Genomic DNA, 18758 nt, shown 5'->3' with positions numbered 1-18758 from the left:
GAGGCTTCGCAGCCTCTTTTTTTAATGTTTTTATTTTTCGTTCCGGTCCACCTTCGGGCGGTCGTCCCTGTTGGCAATGCTCCAGGCGGTGTGAAACACCAGCTGTGCGCGTTTGGCCAGCAGCCCGTAGCTGATCTTGTGCGGCTCGTCACCTTCGCCGTGATAGTCCGGGTGCACGCCGTTGAAGTAGAAAATGATGGGAATTTTATGTTGCGCGAACATGTAATGGTCGGAGCGGTAGTAGAACCGGTTCGGATCGTTCGGGTCGTTGTAGCGGTAATCCAGCTTCAGTTTTGTTTGTTCATTAGCGGCTTCGCTGATGGGGCGCATGTCTGAGCTGAGCTTGTCGTCACCGATGATGTACACGTAATTGCTGTCTTTTTTATGGTCCGCGTCTATACGCCCGATCATATCGATGTTCAGGTCCGCCACGGTTTCCTGGAGCGGGTAGATCGGGTTGTCTGTATAATAACGGGAGCCCAGCAGGCCTTTTTCCTCACCGGCTACGGTCATGAATACGATGCTGCGGCGCGGGCCTTTACCGGCCTTTTTAGCTTTCATAAAAGCTTCCGCCATCTCTATGACCGCCACTGTGCCGGAGCCGTCATCATCCGCGCCGTTGTGCACTTTGCCGCCGATGATGCCGATGTGGTCGTAGTGAGCGGTGATGAACAGGTATTCGTCTTTTTTATCCGTTCCGGGAAGTATCCCCAGCACGTTGCTGGATTTGATCTCGTTCTTTCCTTTTTCAAACACCAGTTCGGACACCTGTCCCGTGGCGGCTTCCTGCCTGCCTGCTTTGAGGCTGGCGGCCAGTTCGGACCAGGGCTTGCCCAGTATGGCGGAGGCCAGGTCCGGGGAAATAAAATATGCGTTGGGAATAAATTCCATGGTCGTCATCGTTTCGAAATACAGGCCGGTACGGCGCAGCCTGTCTCCGGCACGGCCCATGGCCGGTACCCTGTCGGATACCAGGAACACTGCCCTTGCACCTTTGTTTGCAGCAGCGCGCAGCTTGTCTTTCAGCTGGAGGCCCTGTTGGCCTTCCTGCCGGGGGATCAGCGGTTTGCCTTCCGCGTTCATGGGCTCACCATCCGCGACGATCACGATCTTATCATTCAGGTCAAGGTCTTTGTAGCTGTCCTGCGCTTCGTGGGTGATGCCGTAACCGGCGTATACCACCGCGGTCTGCCCAAGCGTCTGGTTCACGGTTTCACGGAGAGCGCTGTAAAAGCCGTTGCCGAACTCATACGTTTTGCCGCCGGCAGTGATGCTGCTGCGGGTAAGCGTATCCTGGAACAGGCTGAAGGGTTGCTCCCACTGCCCGTCCTTTCCGCCGGGCTGAAGGCCCACGCGTTTGAACTGTTCGGCGATATATTTGGCGGCTTTGTACTGGCCGGGTTTGCCGGTTTCACGGCCTTCCATTTCGTCGCCGGCAATGATGTAGAGGTGTTTTTTGAGGTCCGCCGCGGTGATGCCGTTTGCGTACGGGGTGGACGCTGCCGGCTTCGCCGGTTTTTTGGCCACCTGCGCGCAGGCTACGGTTCCTACGGCCAGCATAGATGCCAGTAGCGGGAGTTTTTTCATTGGTTGTGTTTATCTCTAAAATTAAGGTTTACAGTTGTTGTAAGCGCTACCACTCATCAAAAGCAGGCACTCTTTTGCCCTGCTGCGGCCGGTCCTCAGGCACAGGATTACAGGTGTTTTCCTACGATCCGCGTGCGGCGGGTATTTTACAAAAAAGGCTGTTCCATCGGAAACAGCCTTTTACGTTATAATATCTTCGTTTATACGCAGGCGATCTTTTTCACCCTGCTTTCATGGCGGCCTCCTTCAAAGGGGGTTTCCACAAAGATGTCAACCATCTCTTTCGCGGTGGCCTGGTCCACAAATCTTGCGGGAATGCAGAGCACGTTCGCATTGTTGTGACTGCGGGCAAGACGGGCCAGTTCATCACCCCAGCAGATGGCCGCGCGGATGCCCTGGTGTTTGTTCGCCGTGATGGCCACACCGTTTGCGCTGCCGCAGATCAATATGCCGAAGGTATGCGTGCCGGCTTCCACGGCGCTGGCTACGGGGTGCGCGAAATCGGGGTAATCCACCGAGTCCGGCGAGTGTGTTCCGAAATCTTCTACCGCGATGCCTTTACCTTCAAGGTAAGAGATCACTTCTTCTTTATATTCAAACCCCGCGTGGTCGGAACCGATCGCTACGGGTAATGCGGGGTTAAATGTCAGTTGTTCCATAACCTGCTTTTTAATTTGTTCACGCTTTTAAAAACTACTATCAGCTCCATTCTTCCGCCTCAGTCTTTTCCATCTTCCTGTACGTTCTCGCGGAGATGGCGATACTTACTTCATACAGCAGGTATAAAGGTACGAAAACCAGCAATTGGTCTAATACATCGGGCGGGGTAATGATGGCCGCCAGGATGAGGATCACCACCACGGCGTGGCGGCGGTACGTGCGCATGAAAGTAGGCGTGAGCAGGCCGAGCTTGGTGAGGAAATACACCAGGATAGGCATTTCGAAGAGAGCGCCCATACCCAGGATGATCTGGGACATGAGGGCGAAATAATCGTCGATGAAGAAGTCGTTTTTGATCACTTCGGACACGGTGTAGCTGGCCAGGAAGTTGATCATGAACGGTGCGATCAGGAAGTAGCTGAAAGCGATACCCATCAGGAACTGCAGGCTCACCCAGAAGATGACGCCCTGGGAACCTTTGGCTTCATTGTCTTTCAGCGCGGGGCGCACAAAACGCCAGAATTCCCAGCAGATGTAAGGGAAAGCGCCGATAATGCCGAGAATAAACGCCAGTTTGAACTGCAGCGTGATCTGCCCGGCAAGTTTGGTATTCTGGAATTGAATTTTGGGCGGTACGATACACATCTTGTCTCCCAGGCCCAGTGCATGGCTTGCACTGCAGAGCCACTTATATGTCGGGAAAGAAGCCTGTGTGGGCCCGAAGATCACATTGGTGAGGATCCAGTCCGTAAACACGAACCCAAAAATACTTAACAACACGATGGCTGCGGCAGATCGCACCAGATGCCACCTGAGTTCTTCCAGGTGATCAAAAAACGACATCTCTGCCTTGTCCTCATTATTCGAAAATAGCTTCTTTAACATGTGCGCTTTATAAAAATCAGGGAGCACAAATATAACGTGTGCCCGGTGAATAGTCTAGTCTAAAAACGGGACAAGTTAAGAATAAAAAAAGGAGGAAAATAATGAAGGGGAGGAAGCGGGGCTTAAATTATCCTTAAAAAAAAAGAGCCAGCCCGAGAAGAATCAAGAGCCGGCCTTTCATCCATTGTTTGTTAACCCCAAAAAAGTTGAATTCGAGAATGTCTTTATTCGCTACTGTTATGAAATAACTCATTCCTTTATGGCAAGCTATCAGATATAAGTTATAACCGTTACAGAGCTTTTAAATTTCTAAAACAAAAATAGAAAGAAATATCGTATTATCAATGTTACAACAAAGTTTTTTACAACCTTTTAACAAAAATCAAATTATTGTGTTACGTATCAGCACCTATGTTAATTCAATTCGTGTTAATTTACTACTACTCTTATCAAAAACGATTTAGCAAGACTAATATTATACAAAAAAATAATTTCTAAATAGCTATTTCCTTAAAATGCTGTTTTACAGGCTGTAAACGCTTAATTCCTTTTTTTCTTATCCTGATCCCCTTTTTTATTGGTTTACAGGTTTCATTCTGCACCTGATATTTATAGCAATTTTCGCGCCGGAATCATTAGTTCAGGATCTTCATTTTCACCATTTCTATCCTCGTATCCGTCACGCTAAGGATGTCAAACTCATAGTCATCGATGATGATACGCTCCTTCAGCCGCGGGATCGTTTCGTAATGGGAGATGATATACCCGGACAAGGTTTCGCTCTCATCTTCCGGGAAATCGAAGCCGTAGCGCTCGTTCAGATAATCCAGTTCCAGCCTGCCGGAAAAGATGTACTCTTTTTCCGCGATCTGTTTCTCCACGAATTCTTCTACATCATGTTCGTCTTTGATGTCGCCGAATATTTCTTCCAGCACGTCTTCGATAGTCACAATGCCGGCCGTGCCGCCAAACTCATCCACTACCCAGGCGATGCTGCGGCGCTCTTTGTTGAACTTGCTCAACAGGTCTATCGCGCTCATCGTTTCGGGCACGGCCAGGATGGGGTGGATCACGGAACGGATCTCAGGCGGGTTCTTGAACATATCCAGCTGGTGCACATATCCGAGAATATTGTCAATATTATTTTCGAAGATGATGACCTTGGAGAGTTTTGTATCAATAAATTTTTTTCTGGCGTCGATGATACTGCTGTTGATGTCCAGCGCTTCGATCTCCTTACGGGGGATGAGGCAGCCCCTGATCTTTACGTGCACCAGGCTCAGGGCGTTCTCGAACAGCTCGGTGTTCAGCTCCTGGCCTTCGCCCATGTGCTGCTGGCTCTGGCGGGTAAAATATTCGACATCCACGCGGGCAAAGGAGCTTTTATTCTCCGTAATACGCACGTTGAACAGGTATTTCAGTATCCATTCGGAAACGGACTCCAGCAGGTTGCCAAGTATATACAGCGGCTTGGAAAGCACGGAAATGGGCAGTGCGAAGAAACCCAGCAGGGCTTCGGGGCGGGAGCGGAAAATGCTTCGGGGAATAAAGAACCCGAAGAAAAGCATCAGCAGCGTGGCTACCAGTATTTCCACGAGCAGCGTTACCACCACGATATTTTCCAGGGTAGCCGGCGGTACCACCATTGCCCAGAGCGAATCTATCCAGCCGGCTACCAGCATACTGTAGATCACGATGCTGATGGTGAGGCCGATGAGGCTGGTGGCCAGGAAGCGGGCGGGGTGTTCGTTAAAGCCGGAAAGTATCTTGCCGGTAGCCCGGCCCTGTTTTTTCTTCAGTTCGATACTCAGCCTGTTCACGTTGGCGAAAGCGGTTTCCATACCGGCAAAGAAGCCAGCCACAAGGATCACTATAACCAGTAAAACAATCGTATAAATATCCATCCAAACAAAGATATGAAATTAGCTCAAAGCCCGCGCGGCCAACTGATCAATAACGCTCGTCAGCCCCGGAATGTTCTCCGGCGGGGTCAGTTACCGGCATCCCTCTCAAAATCCCGGCCAATCAGTCCAGGAAATTCTCCACGATCGCCTTTACCTCGGCATATGCCTTTTCCAGGTCCTCGTTCACCACAATGTGATCAAATTCCCGGGCAAATGACAGTTCGTAGCGGGCTTTGCCCAACCTTTCGTCCAGGGAGGACTGGGTTTCCGTGCCCCTTTCGCTCAGCCGGACGCGGAGTGCGTCCAGGGAAGGGGGCTGGATAAAGATAGTGAGCGCCTTGCCATGGTATTTCTCCCGGATGCTGAGCGCCCCTTTTACGTCTATATCCACCATCGGGTATTGTTCATTGCCCCAGATGCGTTCCAGCTCGCTTTTCAGCGTACCGTAATACTTCCCGGCATATACCATTTCGTATTCGGCAAAATCGTTCTGCTCGATATGCTGCTGAAACTCCTCCGGGCTCATGAAATAATAATCCTTTCCGTGCACTTCGCATTCCCTGGGGGAACGGGTGGCGGCGGAAATGGAAAAGGCCAGCTGTGGCATTTCGCCCAGCAGCCTTTTTACAATGGTAGTCTTACCTGCCCCCGAAGGCGCGGTAACGATAATGATCTTGTGTGATGACATGTTATGATTTACACGCGCTTGATGTCTGCTCCCAGGTTCCGCAGGCGTTCATCAATGTACTGATAACCGCGGTCGATCTGGTCGATATTATGGATCGTGCTCTTGCCTTCCGCGCTCAGCGCTGCGATCAGCAAGGATACCCCCGCCCTGATGTCCGGGCTGCTCATCGTGATGCCCCTGAGCTGATGTTGTCTTCCGAGGCCGATCACGGCCGCACGGTGCGGGTCGCAGAGGATGATTTGCGCGCCCATGTCTATCAGCTTGTCCACAAAGAACAGCCTGCTCTCGAACATCTTCTGGTGAATGAGCACGCTGCCTTTGGCCTGTGTGGCCACTACCAGCACAATGCTCAGCAGGTCCGGCGTAAAGCCGGGCCAGGGATTGTCGTATATGGTTAAAATGGAGCCGTCGATAAATGTCTGGATCTCGTAGCTGTCCTGCGCGGGGATGTAAATATCATCTCCCCTGATCTCCAGCTGGATGCCCAGCTGGCGGAACTTTTCAGGGATCACGCCCAGGTGCTGTATGCCTGCGTCTTTGATGGTGATCTCGCTCTGCGTCATGGCGGCAAGGCCAATGAAGGAGCCGATCTCGATCATATCCGGCAGCATGGCGTGGCTGCAGCCTTTCAGGCCGCTCACGCCTTCGATGTTGAGCATGTTGGAGCCAACGCCGGTGATCTTTGCTCCCATGCTGTTGAGCATTTTGCAAAGCTGCTGCAGGTAAGGCTCGCAGGCTGCGTTGTAAATAGTGGTAACGCCCTGTGCGAGCACGGCGGCCATCACGATGTTTGCCGTGCCGGTCACTGAAGGTTCGTCCAGCAGCATATAAGTACCTTTAAGACCGGTTTTGGCCTCAAGGCGGAAGTAATTGTCGTCCGTATCGTACACGAAGGCTGCCCCCAGTTTTTCGAAGCCGATCACGTGTGTGTCCAGCCTGCGGCGGCCGATCTTATCGCCGCCCGGTTTGGGGATGTATGCTTTGCCGAACCTTGCGAGCAGGGGCCCCGCCATCATAACGGAACCGCGCAGGCGGCCTGATTTCTTTTTGAATTCCGGGCTTTCGAGGTATACAAAATCGATGTCATCGGCTTGAAACTCGCAGGTGGCGCGGCTTACGCGGTTCACCTTCACCCCGATGTCCCCCAGAAGCTCTATCAGCAGGTTTACATCCAGGATGTCCGGGATATTGCTGATGGTTACTTTTTCAGGTGTTAAAAGTACCGCGCTGATGATCTGTAATGCTTCGTTCTTTGCTCCCTGCGGTATAATTTCTCCTTTCAGGCGGTTGCCGCCTCGTACTTCGAAAGCGCTGCTCACTTATTTCCTGTTTTTGTTGTGTTTGTTGTGTTTATTGCTTTTTCCCGGGTTCTGCTTGAACTTGTTCTGCTGATACGCTTTGCGTTTCTGGCTGCCGCCGCCCTGGCCGGAACCGCCGGACCGGAACTGCTGCTGCTCGCCTGCGTAGTTGTTGAACGAAGGGGCGTTTACGGGAATGGCGTTGCTGCTGGCGCTGCTCAGGCCCGGCTGGTATTGCAGCTTTCCGCCGGTGATAGCGCCCAGCTCTCCTTTGATCGCATCGTCGTGTACGCTTTCTTTATGCCAGTTGCTGTAAGCCAGCTTCATGTAGTTGCCGATCACCTGGGTAAAACCTTCCTTCATCTCGGGATTGTCTTCCGCGATGGCCTTGTCTATCACCATTTCCAGGTTTTTGCCGAAGTGGCGGTTGCGCGGGTATTTTTTGGGATAGGGCAGGCGGTCAGGTTTCGCGCGCAGGGTTTCGCGCGTGGGGATCGGATAGGGAGAATCCACGTCCAGCTTAAAGTCAGAAACGAGGAAAAGGTGGTCCCACAGCTTATGCCTGAAATCTTCCACATTGCGGAGATGCGGCTGAAGGGTGCCCATCAGCTCTATCACGGCCATTACCTGTTGCTGGCGATGCTCGCGGTCCTTAATGGTCAGGATGTGTTCGATCATCCGCTGTACATTTCTTCCATACTCGCGCATGATCAGATGGTTGCGGGCGGTATTATATTCCATTGCTGTAATTTAAGTAAAATCCGTAAAAAGTGATTGATTACCAGCCGTTCATCCGCGAAGTAACAAAAAAACCCGGGTGCGGAACGGCTATGTGTGCAGTCAAGCTCATGCAAACTTAATGAAAAATCTTTACGCTGCATTCTTACAACGCCCGATTCCTTACTTTTACGGCATGAATCTTTCGCTGACAGGTAAAACCGCCGTGATATGCGGAGCATCCCAGGGCCTGGGGCTGGCTTCCGCCAAAGAACTCGCCCTGCTGGGCGCTTCCTGCATCCTGCTGGCGCGCAACGAACAAAGCCTCTCGGCGGCCGTCGCGTCACTGGATACCACGCAGGGCCAGCGGCACAATTACTTTGTCACCGATTTTAACAAACCCGAAAATGTAAAAGCCACTATCCAGGCCATTACAGACGGGCAGATCGTGCACATTCTTGTCAACAATACCGGCGGTCCTTCCGGCGGCCCCATCCTTGCAGCCGAAGGCGGCGCTTTTATAAAAGCCTTCGAAATGCACGTGGTGTGCAACCAGATACTGGCCCAGGCTGTGGAGCCCGGCATGAAAGCCAGCGGCTACGGCCGGATCATCCAGGTGATCTCCACTTCGGTAAAAACACCGCTGAAGAACCTGGGCGTGTCCAATACCATCCGTGCCGCCGTGGCCAGCTGGGCCAAAACCCTGGCAACCGAACTGGCGCCTTTCGGCATCACGGTGAACAATGTGTTGCCCGGCTCCATGACAACAGACCGCCTGCGCAGCATCTTTAAGACCAATGCGGAAATGCGGGGCGTGCCCGTGGAATCCGTCGCGGAAGAATGGCGGCTGGAAATACCCATGCAGCGTTTTGGCGACCCGGCGGAATTTGGCGCAGCCGTGGCTTTTCTCGCTTCACCCGCCGCTTCTTACATCACCGGTATCAACCTGCCGGTAGATGGCGGCAAAACTCCCTCCCTCTAAATTCACCCGCCACATGAATATCTGGAAGAATATCATCAAAAGCCCAACCTGAGCACATTCCCGTCCGTTATTAATTTTTAGGCGGCCCCAAAGGGCCTATTGTATCACCTTACCCATTACTTTAATCACATGACGAATACGAATGTGCAATACGGCGACTATTTACAACTGGAGAACATCCTGAACGCCCAGTTCCCGGAAAGCGACAAACATCAGCTTCCCGCGCACGACGAAATGCTTTTTATCATCATCCACCAGGCGTATGAACTATGGTTCAAACAACTGCTGTACGAAGTGGATTCCGTTGCGGAGATCATGAGCAAACCCGCTGTGAACGACAATTCCCCGGAACTGCAAACCGTTGTGCACCGCCTCTCGCGGATGGTCACGATCCTGAAGTTACTGGTACACCAGATAGACGTGATGGAAACCATGACGCCCATGGACTTCCTCGATTTCCGCGATATGCTGCGCCCGGCATCCGGGTTCCAGAGCTGGCAGTTCAAGGCGCTGGAAGCAAGGCTGGGCCTGCAATACAAGCAGCGTTTCGGGCAGGAGTATTACATCTCGCAGCTGAAGCAGGACAAGATAGACATCATCCGCAAAGCGGAAAATGAAAAAAGCATCCTCACCCTGCTGAACGAATGGCTGGAAAGAATGCCCTTCTTTGAAGAGCCCGGCAACTGGACGAACTACAAAGCCGTAACGCCCGTGGAAGCGGGCCCGGAGCATATCTTCTGGCAGGATTACCGGCAGCTGTACAGCGGCGGCCTCGCGGAGGCGGAGAAAGACAACCGGGAATATTTCAACACCGTATTTGCGGACGCGAACGCGGGGGGCGAAAGGAACCTTTCCCCGAAAGCCTGCCGCGCGGCCCTGTTCATCATGCTTTACCGCGGTTATCCATTGCTGCAGCTGCCTTTCCAGGTGCTGAACAGCCTGCTGGAAATTGACGAACAGCTCAGCACCTGGCGTTACCGCCACATGAGTATGGTGCACAGGATGATCGGCTCCCGCATCGGCACGGGAGGCAGCACGGGGAAAGACTACCTGAAAGGCGCGCTGGACAAACATTTCATCTTCGCGGAAATAGCGCGGCTCACCAGTTTCCTGATTGAGCGGAGAAAGCTGCCTGTGCTGAGCCATGAAATGGGGCAGCGGCTCGGTTTTCAATAAAAAATACTGCTGCAAATAGTCAGGCCCAAAAACGGCAAAAAGGGTGGCGGAAGCCGCCATCCTTTTTGTCTTTGCTCATAACTGTGGAACTGTACCTGTTACTCAACGACATTGATGGTACGCGTAAAACTTTCTTCAAGCGAAATAAATGTTTCGGTGCGTTCAATCCCTTTGATCTTCTGCAGTTCGTCGTGCAGTACACGGCGAAGCGAGGTAATGTCTTTACAAATGATCTCCGCGAACATGCTGTAACTGCCGGTAGTATAGTTGAGCCTTACGATCTCTGGCATTTTACGCAATTCCTTGGCTACTGAATCATAAAGGGAGCTTTTTTCGAGGAAAATCCCGATAAAGGCGATCACATCATAGCCGATCATTTTTAAATCTACATGTAATCTTGTACCTTTAACTATACCCAGCTCCTGCAGTTTTTTCATGCGTACGTGGATCGTACCCCCTGAAACAAAGAGTTTCTTTCCAAGGTCTGCATAGGAGATTTCAGCGTTAGACATCATCTCGCTGATGATCTGTAGGTCCAGTTTGTCAATATTCAAATTGTGGCTCATTTTGACAAATTGTTTTTGAATGTTTTAAACTTACATGCAAATATTTAAAAAATATCGAAATTTCCAAAATTTCTATTAAAATATTTGCAAAAAATACCCTCTCTCTTTAGATTTGCATCATAATCGTTGAAAACAACCATTCCAATCCGGGTGGAAAAGCAGCTTAAAAGAGGTTGCCGCATCCGTGGAATTCCAACTTTGTGGGGTGATGGAATTGGCAGACATGCCCTCTCGTCTCGGGGGTGAGGATAACGGGATAAACGTAGCGTAATGGGTTGACCACTAATCTTATTTGTGCTATGGCTAACTGCCTCGTGTAGGTTCGAATCCTACTCCTACAGCAAAAGAAGCGTATAAGTTTGATACTTGTACGCTTTTTTTTTGCCCGGCCGGGCAAATTTAGCCCCAACTCATGCCTTGCATCCGCTTTGAGCGGACCTTTAGACCACCTTTTACACCCCCTTCCACACCTCCTTCCTCTTACTTTTATCTTAGAATTGCTGCAAAGTGGCCATAGTACTATGCTAGAGTAGGGATAAGGCATATATGTCCCATAGATATCCCATATATATCCCATAGATAAGGCATATCTATAAGATATGCCTTATCTATGCTTTATCTACCCTTTAAAGATGGTTTATCAATACCTTATCCTGACGGCATCGCAACAGCAGGCCTGCCTTTGTCCAACCTTTATGTAAAAGCATTCCAATACCCTTCCTTGCACCATCACCCTCATTTTCATTACTTTTGCCCCTTCATGGGACACAAAAAACTTATACGATTCGCCGAGATCGAGACATTTCCCAATGTGCTGATCTACCCGAAAGACATGCAGGGCGCCTGGGGCAAACACTTTGGCAATAACCACCCCCTCACCCTGGAGCTGGCCTGCGGTAAAGGAGATTATACCCTTGGCCTGGCAAAACTATTCCCGGAAGAGAACTTTACCGGGGTGGACCTCAAAGGCAACCGCATCTGGAAAGGCGCAAAAACCGCCCTCGACAGCAACCTGGCCAATGTCGCCTTCCTCCGCACCCAGATAGAGGCCCTTACCGACTATTTCGCGCCCGGAGAGGTAAAAGACATCTGGATCACCTTCCCCGACCCGTTCCTGCGCCAGTCCAAAGCCAAAAAACGCCTTACTCACCCGCGTTTCCTGGCACTGTACCAGCAGATACTCGCCCCGGGAGGCACCATCAACCTGAAAACGGATTCTACCGAGCTGTACGACTTCACCCGCATGGTGATCGCCAAAACCGGCTGTGAAAAGCTCATCGATATACCGGATGTATACGCACAGGCGGAAATTTCGCCGCTGCTGCGCATCCAGACCTATTACGAAGGCATGCACCTGGCCGATGGCAGAACCATCCGGTTCCTTAAATTTGTATTGCCCGCGGAGCCGATAGACTGGAAAGCGGTAAACCTGGACACCGATGAAGAAGCAGCTGGAAGAGAATATTGATTTTTATTACAACGCGCAGGGATATGTAGTGCTCACGGAAAAGTATCACCGGGAGCGCGGATTTTGTTGCGGAAATGGCTGCCTGCATTGCCCTTTTGATTATGAAAATGTCCCCGAAGATAAAAAAAGCCGTCTCCTCGAAGCCCGCAAAGCCCAAAAAGGAGCCTAACTTCCTCGATACGGTGTATGCCATCGTAAGACGCATCCCGAAAGGGCGCGTGACCAGTTATGGCGCCATCGCCGAAAGAGCGGGCATCCGCCTGTCCGCCCGCATGGTAGGCTGGGCCATGAACGCCGCGGGCTCCGCCCCCAAACCCGTGCCGGCGCACCGCGTGGTGAACAGCAAAGGACTGCTTACCGGCGCCGCTCACTTTGCCACCCCCACGCTCATGCAGGAGCTGCTGGAGGCCGAAGGTATAAAGGTGAAAGATAACCAGGTGCAGGATTTCGACAAGGTGTTCTGGAACCCGCCGCTCCCCAAAAAGAAACCATAGCGGCTTTATTTACTTTCAATACCTTTACATCATTACGGGTCCCGTTTACTTTTAAATATGTCAGTACTCAAACTCAAGCTGGATCAGGAGCAATTGGTGGAAGACTTTTTCGAGGATACCTGGCTGGCCGGGATCGTCTCCCAGGCCCGGGACTACCAGGTGTGCTGGCAGATCAACAAACAGCTGGGGTTCGACCTCAGGGTGAACAATTCCCTGGAGATCAATCTCACCAAAAACCGGCGTTCCTATTACTTTACAGTGTTCGAATACCAGGAGCTGACCAAATCGGCGGCCCACTATTTTTATAACAATCACTGTAAAGCTGAGTTTTTACTGCCGGAACTGAAACACGTAGACTATATCTGGCTGATCAAAGGGAATTATTACCAGGCCGCTGATGTGAAGTTGCTGACAGAACAGTGCAGGAAGGTGGAAACGGTGCAGCTGGTAACCCTGCTGGATATGAAAGACATTAAAAACAAGATCAACCTGATCTTCTAGTGCCTTGTTTAAAACACGTTATGATCTAAAAATCAATCATATGTGGCAGGAAACAGATCAACATCTCTACCGCGCATTTAAGTTCGCGGACTTCCGCAAAGCTTTTGCTTTTATGACCAGTGTTGCGCTCACCGCGGAAAAGATGGACCATCACCCCACCTGGACCAATACTTATAACAAGGTGGAGATCTGGCTGAACACACACAGCGCGGGGAATACAGTGACAGACAAAGACCGTGCGCTGGCAAAAGCGATAGACGAAATGTATGCATCATCCTAATACCAGCACTTAAGTGAACCGGTTTCTATTATTCGGCCTGTTGTTTTGTTGCTCCCTTTACCCCCTATCCAGAGCGGCCGCACAGGACACACTCTCCATCGATTTTTCCCATCCCGTCAATGGGGTGGACACCCGTACGTATACCTGGTCCTTTACAGACCGCACCGGCAGGCTCACCGCGGAGAATCTGCCACAAACTCCCTTCTACCCGGACAGTACAATATTCCATCCCCGCAAAAAAGCCCTCCGCAGCGTCAACAATGTATGGCTCAACCTGAAAATCCGGAATTCAGGGCAGGTGGATTCACTGGTATATCTTTTCACCGGATGGCACGACGACATTAGCTTTTATACCACGGATGCCGCCGGCAAACCCACCCTGCAAATGCATACCGGCCTGATGGTGGACCGCGGGGACGTGGAGCGCTGGAACCATTACACCTTCCCCCTGCATGTACGCGCGGGAGAGACCCGCACCTTTTACGTGCACATCCTCAACCGCTTTTACCGCGAAAACGAATTCCTGCCTGTACTTTACGACCCCATTCACAAGGCGGAATTTCACCATACACAAACAGACCAGTACAAGGGCGAAGTACTCGTGATACAGATCCTCATCGGCATGCTGCTGGTGTTGCTCAGCATTACCGTCATCAATTATACCCAGCTGCCGGACCGTTCCTCGCTGTACTTTGCGGCTTACCTGCTCGGGCTGATCCTCTTTTTTACTTTGCGGCTCGAAACAAAACCTTTCCAGCTTTCATTTTTCCATTTCTGCCCGATGTTCAAGTTTTACTGGGACATCCCGGCGCTGCTGTTCTGCTTTTACTTTATGTACATGCTTTTCGGCAACATGTTCCTCAGCCTGCGGGAGCGTTACCCCCTCATGGAAAAGATCTACCGTTACGGCGCCATGGTTACGGGCATCCTCATTCTCGTATGTATCGCCATGATCGCCATGGGCAACTTCCAGGCGCCCGCCATGATCTACACCTGGACCTACTTTATCACACTCATCCCTTTTGGCATCTCCTTTATAGCACTGGCACGCAGAACGCGGCACCACCCACTGATCCGCTTTTACCTGTTCGGGTCCATCAGCCTGTACCTGCTCACGATCTGGGCTTTCCTGAACAACAACGAGCCGGTATCGTTCACCCCGCTGCCCGAGCTGGTAGGGCCTTACAATGTGCTGGTGCTGGGCGTGCTGCTACAGGCTTTGTTTTTCGCGGCCGGGCTCAGCTACCGGAACAAACTGGTGCACCAGGAAAAAACAAAGACACAGGAAATGCTCATCAAACAGCTCAACAAAAACAAAGAGCTGCAGCGCAAGCTGAACGAGCAATTGGAAGAACTGGTGAAAGAACAGACCACGGAGATCCTGCGCAAAAAAATGGAGCTGGAAGAGCAGCGGAAACTTCAGCTGGACGTCGAATACAGCAAAAAACTCGCGGAGATAGAGCTGAAGGCCATCCGCGCGCAGATCAACCCCCATTTCATTTTCAACTGCCTCAACTCCATCCAGCTGTTCGTCATGCAGCGGGATTACGAGCACGCACAGAAATATCTTTCAGATTTTTCATACCTCATCCGCAAAACGCTGGATTTCTCCCGCCGCAACTTTATCACGCTGGCGGACGAAATAACTTACTTAAATACTTATCTTGGACTGGAGAAGATGCGTTTTGAGCAAAAGATGAGCTACGAGATACTCACAGACCCCTCCATCGCCACCGCCGAGCTGGAAGTGCCGGCCATGCTGCTGCAACCTTACGTGGAAAATGCCGTTAAACACGGGATGATCAACGAAGACCACTCCTCCGGCCTGCTGGTGATCCGCTTCAATATGCTGGCCGGCGATATGCTGGAATGTGTAATAGAAGATAACGGCATCGGCATAGAGCGGTCACGCGCATTGCGCAGCCTGCCCGGGCATCACCAGAGCCAGGGTATGGAGATCAGCCTGAACCGGGCGGAGCTGCTGAACAAAATGTATAATACCGGGATCCAGATAGAGATCATCGATAAATCAAAAAAGCAGGCCAACGACAGCGGTACCGTTATCCGGGTACTGATACCCCAGCTTTAGCTGACCTGTGCCACAACTAAATAATGTTATGATCCGCGCAGTAATTATAGACGACGAACGGAACAGCAGGGATATTATCTCGCTGATGCTGAACAAGTATTGTCCGGAGATCGAGGCAGTGTCTTCAGCAGCCAATTGCAGAGAGGGCATCGAGCAGATCCGCCTGCATAAACCCCAGCTGGTATTTCTTGACCTTGAAATGCCTGACGGCACCGGCTTTGACGTGCTCGCGGGCGCATACGACGCCACTTTCGAAGCCATTTTTGTAACCGCTTTTGAAAAACGTTTCCTGCACACCATCCGCCTCAGCGAAGTGGAGCTGATACTGAAGCCGATAGATAAAGAAAGCCTGCTGCAGGCCGTAAGCGCCGTGACCGCCCGCATCCAGCGGCCGCACCGGCAGGAGCGGTACGATGTATTATTGAGCAATTTTGGCAAACCCGCCGGCGAAATGCGCCAGCTCGTATTGCCCGCCGCCGAAGGAGAAGAAAACGTCGTAAGCGTGGAGGACATCTGTTACCTGGAAGGCCTCACCGAAAAGACCGTGTTTTATCTGGCGGACGGCACAGCCCTTCACAGCCCCCGACCTTTCAGGTATTACACGGAGCTGTTTGCCGCCATGCGGTTTTTCCAGGTGAACAATCACCAGATGGTACAGCTGCCGCACATTCAGAAAATAGACCAGGACGAGCACAGGCTCTGGCTCAGGAATAAAACCATGCTGGAGGTAACGGAAAGAAGGAAAAAGGAACTGTCGGCCATCTGGAAGCAGAGCTAAAGCAGCCAGCCAGCAAGCAGACAGGCCAGAACGATAAAGGGAGACGGCAGCTTTGAGTACCATAACAGGGCCAGGGTGCTGAGCATAATGGCCCAGTTGTACCAGGTGCCGTCTATGGACGTGAACAGGATAAACGTAGCCGCCCACATAATACCCACCACCACCGCATTGATACCTTCCAGCGCGCGGTAAATGATCACATGTTTTTTAAGATTGTTCCAGATCGGGAAAAAGAACAGGACCAGCAGCATGCTCGGTAAAAAGATCGCAATGGGTGCCAGCAGGCAGCCCAGGAACTGGTAGCCCGGCCCCAGGTTGCGCATCACCATTCCCCCCACATACGCGGACACCGAAAAGGTAGGCCCCGGCATGGCCCGCATGATACCCGCGCCGGTAAGCAGCTCCTCCGCGCTCATAAACATGGATTTGGTACGCTGTACGTACTGCTCCAGCATCATCGCGATAAGGATATCCCCGCCGCCGAACACCAGGCTGCCGAAACGGTAGAAGTTCTCAAAAAGGTTAAAAGGCCTCCGGGTGATCCAGTTATTGGTACGCGCCAATTCCGAAAGGAAACCGGCCAAAATGAAGATCAGGGCAAAAAGCCAGAGGTTGCCCCACTGGATCTTCTTTTTGGGCTCATTCAGGTCCGGAATACGTTTGTCGCTGAAATTTGAAATGATACCTCCCAGGACGATGAGGGCGGGAAACAACCAGGGCGATTTGATGAACACGGCGGCCAGCAGGGCCACGGCCATAATACCCAGGGTAGCAAGGCTGCGGATGCTGATCTGGTAAGCGCGCAGCCCCCCAAAAGCCAGGAATCCGACCGCCATGGGTTGTACGTATTTGAATATATCCACATCCAGCGCCCGCTTGTCCATGAACTGCAGCAGGAAACTCAGGGAGCCCATGAGCAGGCAGGCGGGGGTGATCCATATCATGAGGGTGACCACGGCCAGGGGTATGCCGCCCCTTTTGTAGCCGATGAGGGTAAGCGTTTGCGAAGAAGAAGCGCCGGGCAGCAGCTGGCAGAACGCGTTGTATTCCATTAATTCCTTTTCCGTAACATCCCTGCGTTGCTGCACAAACGTTTTCATCATCATTGCCAGGTGCCCCTGCGGACCCCCGAAAGCGGTGATGCTATGCAAAAAAACTGCCTTCAGAAACGAAATGTGACGTAAAAACACTGGTATAAGTTTCAACTACCCGAACCGAAAAATAGTGAAAAAAAACCATCTCCGGCTGCGCGAAGGTACTGATTACATGGAACATGGGAACCGGCACAAGGGTTTGTACCACACTTACCGGCAGGCATAAAACTTGCAAAGGTTAAATAAGCAGAACAAATGCCTTCGTTTAGGCGTTTATGAAAAGACAGCACAATCGTAGTTTATGAAGCGATTTTTGATAACCTTCCTCCTCATTGTCAATATCGTAACAGCCCGGGCGCAGTTAACCGTTTACAATAGCAATGAGTCCTGGTCCCGGTTCGCTCTCCAGCCGGAAACCCTCGAACCTTTTATGCACAGCGATACCTGCCTGGTATTTGTCTCGAACCGGTACATCCATCCCCAAAGCCTCCGCTTCGTGGACGAATTCCTGGATACGGCCTCCCTCAAATACTTTTTCCTCGAAAAAATAGACGGCAAATGGAATGTGTATAAGGAAAACACCTTGCAGGAAGCCATGCAGCACCTTCCCGTGAAAAAAGATATCGTGGTATACGCTGAAGGCATGGGCAAGATATTCACGTCCAACGTGGAGCGGGCGCAGCTGATGAGCAGCCAGTATAATGTGAATGTGGTGATGTTCGACTACGCCAGCATCAACACCACTTATAAACCGTCCAAGAACTTTAAGTTCGCCCGCAACAACGCCAGTCTTTCCGCCGGGCAATACCTTTCACTGCTGCATGAATTCAGGGACGCGAAACAACGGGGTGAAGAATGGATCAGCGGCGTGAAGCTCAGCACTTTTTACCACAGTATGGGTAATATTATCCTCGAACAGATGATGCGGCATCACGACATCAGCAGTATCAACGGGGAACCGTTTGTGGACAACCTCGTGATCAACGCCGCCTGTGTACCTTCCAGGGGGCATGCGGAATGGGTGGAACAGATAAAGTTTGCCAAACAGGTATATGTGCATTACAACCGCCGGGATCTTCAGCTGAAAGGTGCGCATTTTCTGACCATGCGCAAACAACTGGGCGAAAAGAGCGGAAAGAAGATGCGCGCTGAAAATGCCGTCTATATTAACTTTCACGACATGGTGGGCTGGCAGCACAGTTACTTCATGAACTTCCCGTATAACGAGTTCAGGCTCTCACCGGCCATGGTGGCTTATTTCTCCCGTCTCTTCAACGGGCAGGGCATTTCTTCCAACGAAGCTACAAGCCTGCTGGCTACGCAAAAACAACCGAACGCAAGGATGTAAGGCCTAACCCTGGCCTTTTTTCTTTTTTTTCTCCTCTTCTTCCTGCGGTGCCGTCATTTCTTTCGTCAGGTCGGGTATGGAATCGAACTTCACAGGGGGAAGCGTGGGCAGGCCTGTAGCGGCTTCCACGTAGTCATCTGCTTTTCCGCCGGTAATAGTTCTCATGTCTGAAACGGACAGCTCAGTAAGTATGGTTGGTAACATGCCCCGCAAATTAAGCAGGGGGCTTCATTCAGCGGCTGT

At 51.5% G+C, this 18758-nt stretch carries 20 protein-coding genes; 10 read left to right on the top strand and 10 right to left on the bottom strand.

Annotated features, from left to right (window positions below; all coding sequences use genetic code 11):
* Positions 1–30: 30 nt before the first annotated feature.
* The 7 genes from EG028_RS13850 to EG028_RS13820 all read right to left on the bottom strand — a co-directional run bounded on the left by EG028_RS13850 (position 31) and on the right by EG028_RS13820 (position 7763).
* Positions 31–1587, bottom strand: coding sequence for a M28 family peptidase (locus EG028_RS13850; protein ID WP_120517264.1), 1557 nt, complete (start codon positions 1585–1587; stop codon positions 31–33).
* A 200-nt stretch (positions 1588–1787) separates the two neighbouring features.
* On the bottom strand, positions 1788–2246 hold the full coding sequence (rpiB, locus tag EG028_RS13845; protein ID WP_120517265.1) for a ribose 5-phosphate isomerase B: 459 nt from the start codon (positions 2244–2246) through the stop codon (positions 1788–1790).
* 40 nt (positions 2247–2286) lie between these two features.
* Entirely contained in the window at positions 2287–3132 is an 846-nt protein-coding gene (tatC, locus tag EG028_RS13840) for a twin-arginine translocase subunit TatC (RefSeq protein ID WP_120517266.1), read from the bottom strand.
* 635 nt (positions 3133–3767) lie between these two features.
* Complete coding sequence (locus tag EG028_RS13835; protein ID WP_120517267.1) at positions 3768–5036, bottom strand: hemolysin family protein; 1269 nt, start codon at positions 5034–5036, stop codon at positions 3768–3770.
* 121 nt (positions 5037–5157) lie between these two features.
* Positions 5158–5724, bottom strand: coding sequence for a guanylate kinase (gene gmk / locus EG028_RS13830; RefSeq protein WP_120517268.1), 567 nt, complete (start codon positions 5722–5724; stop codon positions 5158–5160).
* Between the two features lie 8 nt (positions 5725–5732).
* A complete protein-coding gene (murA, locus tag EG028_RS13825; RefSeq protein WP_120517269.1) occupies positions 5733–7043 on the bottom strand; it encodes a UDP-N-acetylglucosamine 1-carboxyvinyltransferase in 1311 nt (436 codons plus the stop codon).
* On the bottom strand, positions 7044–7763 hold the full coding sequence (locus EG028_RS13820) for a DUF4290 domain-containing protein (protein ID WP_120517270.1): 720 nt from the start codon (positions 7761–7763) through the stop codon (positions 7044–7046). It lies immediately after the preceding gene.
* Positions 7764–7935: 172 nt separating this feature from the next.
* On the opposite strand from EG028_RS13820, the gene EG028_RS13815 reads away from it, so the two are divergent.
* Together EG028_RS13815 and EG028_RS13810 are read left to right on the top strand one after the other, a co-directional pair.
* Positions 7936–8721, top strand: coding sequence for an SDR family oxidoreductase (locus EG028_RS13815; protein ID WP_120517359.1), 786 nt, complete (start codon positions 7936–7938; stop codon positions 8719–8721).
* Between the two features lie 129 nt (positions 8722–8850).
* A complete protein-coding gene (locus EG028_RS13810; protein WP_120517271.1) occupies positions 8851–9897 on the top strand; it encodes a tryptophan 2,3-dioxygenase family protein in 1047 nt (348 codons plus the stop codon).
* A gap of 98 nt (positions 9898–9995) precedes the next feature.
* Here EG028_RS13810 and EG028_RS13805 read toward each other — a convergent pair whose 3' ends face one another.
* Positions 9996–10463 (bottom strand): Lrp/AsnC ligand binding domain-containing protein, encoded by a 468-nt coding sequence (locus EG028_RS13805; RefSeq protein WP_109695159.1) that lies wholly within the window; start codon positions 10461–10463, stop codon positions 9996–9998.
* Positions 10464–11223: 760 nt separating this feature from the next.
* Here EG028_RS13805 and trmB point away from each other — a divergent pair.
* The 7 genes from trmB to EG028_RS13770 are packed head-to-tail and all read left to right on the top strand — an operon-like array spanning position 11224 to position 16073.
* Positions 11224–11931: a tRNA (guanosine(46)-N7)-methyltransferase TrmB gene (trmB, locus tag EG028_RS13800; protein ID WP_120517272.1), complete on the top strand. Its 708-nt coding sequence runs from the start codon at positions 11224–11226 to the stop codon at positions 11929–11931.
* Positions 11903–12100 carry a DUF5522 domain-containing protein gene (locus tag EG028_RS13795; RefSeq protein ID WP_120517273.1) on the top strand — a complete coding sequence of 66 codons (198 nt, stop codon included), beginning with the start codon at positions 11903–11905 and terminating at the stop codon, positions 12098–12100. Before trmB ends, EG028_RS13795 begins: the two co-directional genes overlap by 29 nt.
* Entirely contained in the window at positions 12039–12425 is a 387-nt protein-coding gene (locus EG028_RS13790; protein WP_120517274.1) for an MGMT family protein, read from the top strand. Before EG028_RS13795 ends, EG028_RS13790 begins: the two co-directional genes overlap by 62 nt.
* A 57-nt stretch (positions 12426–12482) precedes the next feature.
* Positions 12483–12926, top strand: a complete 444-nt coding sequence (locus tag EG028_RS13785) for an IPExxxVDY family protein (RefSeq protein WP_120517275.1) — start codon at positions 12483–12485, stop codon at positions 12924–12926.
* A gap of 40 nt (positions 12927–12966) precedes the next feature.
* Complete coding sequence (locus tag EG028_RS13780; protein WP_120517276.1) at positions 12967–13206, top strand: 4a-hydroxytetrahydrobiopterin dehydratase; 240 nt, start codon at positions 12967–12969, stop codon at positions 13204–13206.
* A 13-nt stretch (positions 13207–13219) separates the two neighbouring features.
* A complete protein-coding gene (locus EG028_RS13775; RefSeq protein WP_120517277.1) occupies positions 13220–15295 on the top strand; it encodes a histidine kinase in 2076 nt (691 codons plus the stop codon).
* A 28-nt stretch (positions 15296–15323) separates the two neighbouring features.
* Positions 15324–16073 carry a LytR/AlgR family response regulator transcription factor gene (locus tag EG028_RS13770; RefSeq protein WP_120517278.1) on the top strand — a complete coding sequence of 250 codons (750 nt, stop codon included), beginning with the start codon at positions 15324–15326 and terminating at the stop codon, positions 16071–16073.
* Here EG028_RS13770 and chrA read toward each other — a convergent pair.
* Positions 16070–17263, bottom strand: a complete 1194-nt coding sequence (gene chrA, locus EG028_RS13765) for a chromate efflux transporter (protein WP_120517360.1) — start codon at positions 17261–17263, stop codon at positions 16070–16072. The genes EG028_RS13770 and chrA overlap by 4 nt on opposite strands.
* 205 nt (positions 17264–17468) lie before the next feature.
* Between chrA and EG028_RS13760 the strand changes: the two genes are divergently transcribed.
* The gene (locus EG028_RS13760; protein WP_120517279.1) at positions 17469–18515 is read left to right on the top strand and encodes an alpha/beta hydrolase; all 1047 of its coding nucleotides are present in this window, start codon (positions 17469–17471) and stop codon (positions 18513–18515) included.
* Positions 18516–18518: 3 nt separating this feature from the next.
* Here EG028_RS13760 and EG028_RS13755 read toward each other — a convergent pair whose 3' ends face one another.
* On the bottom strand, positions 18519–18719 hold the full coding sequence (locus EG028_RS13755) for a hypothetical protein (protein WP_123864668.1): 201 nt from the start codon (positions 18717–18719) through the stop codon (positions 18519–18521).
* Positions 18720–18758 lie beyond the last annotated feature (39 nt).

It is taken from the genome of Chitinophaga barathri, assembly GCF_003807585.1.
In the GTDB taxonomy this organism is placed as follows: Bacteria; Bacteroidota; Bacteroidia; order Chitinophagales; family Chitinophagaceae; genus Chitinophaga; species Chitinophaga barathri.
The sequence above is the reverse complement of the archived record's forward strand: the minus strand, read 5'-3'. Positions and strand labels throughout refer to the sequence as shown.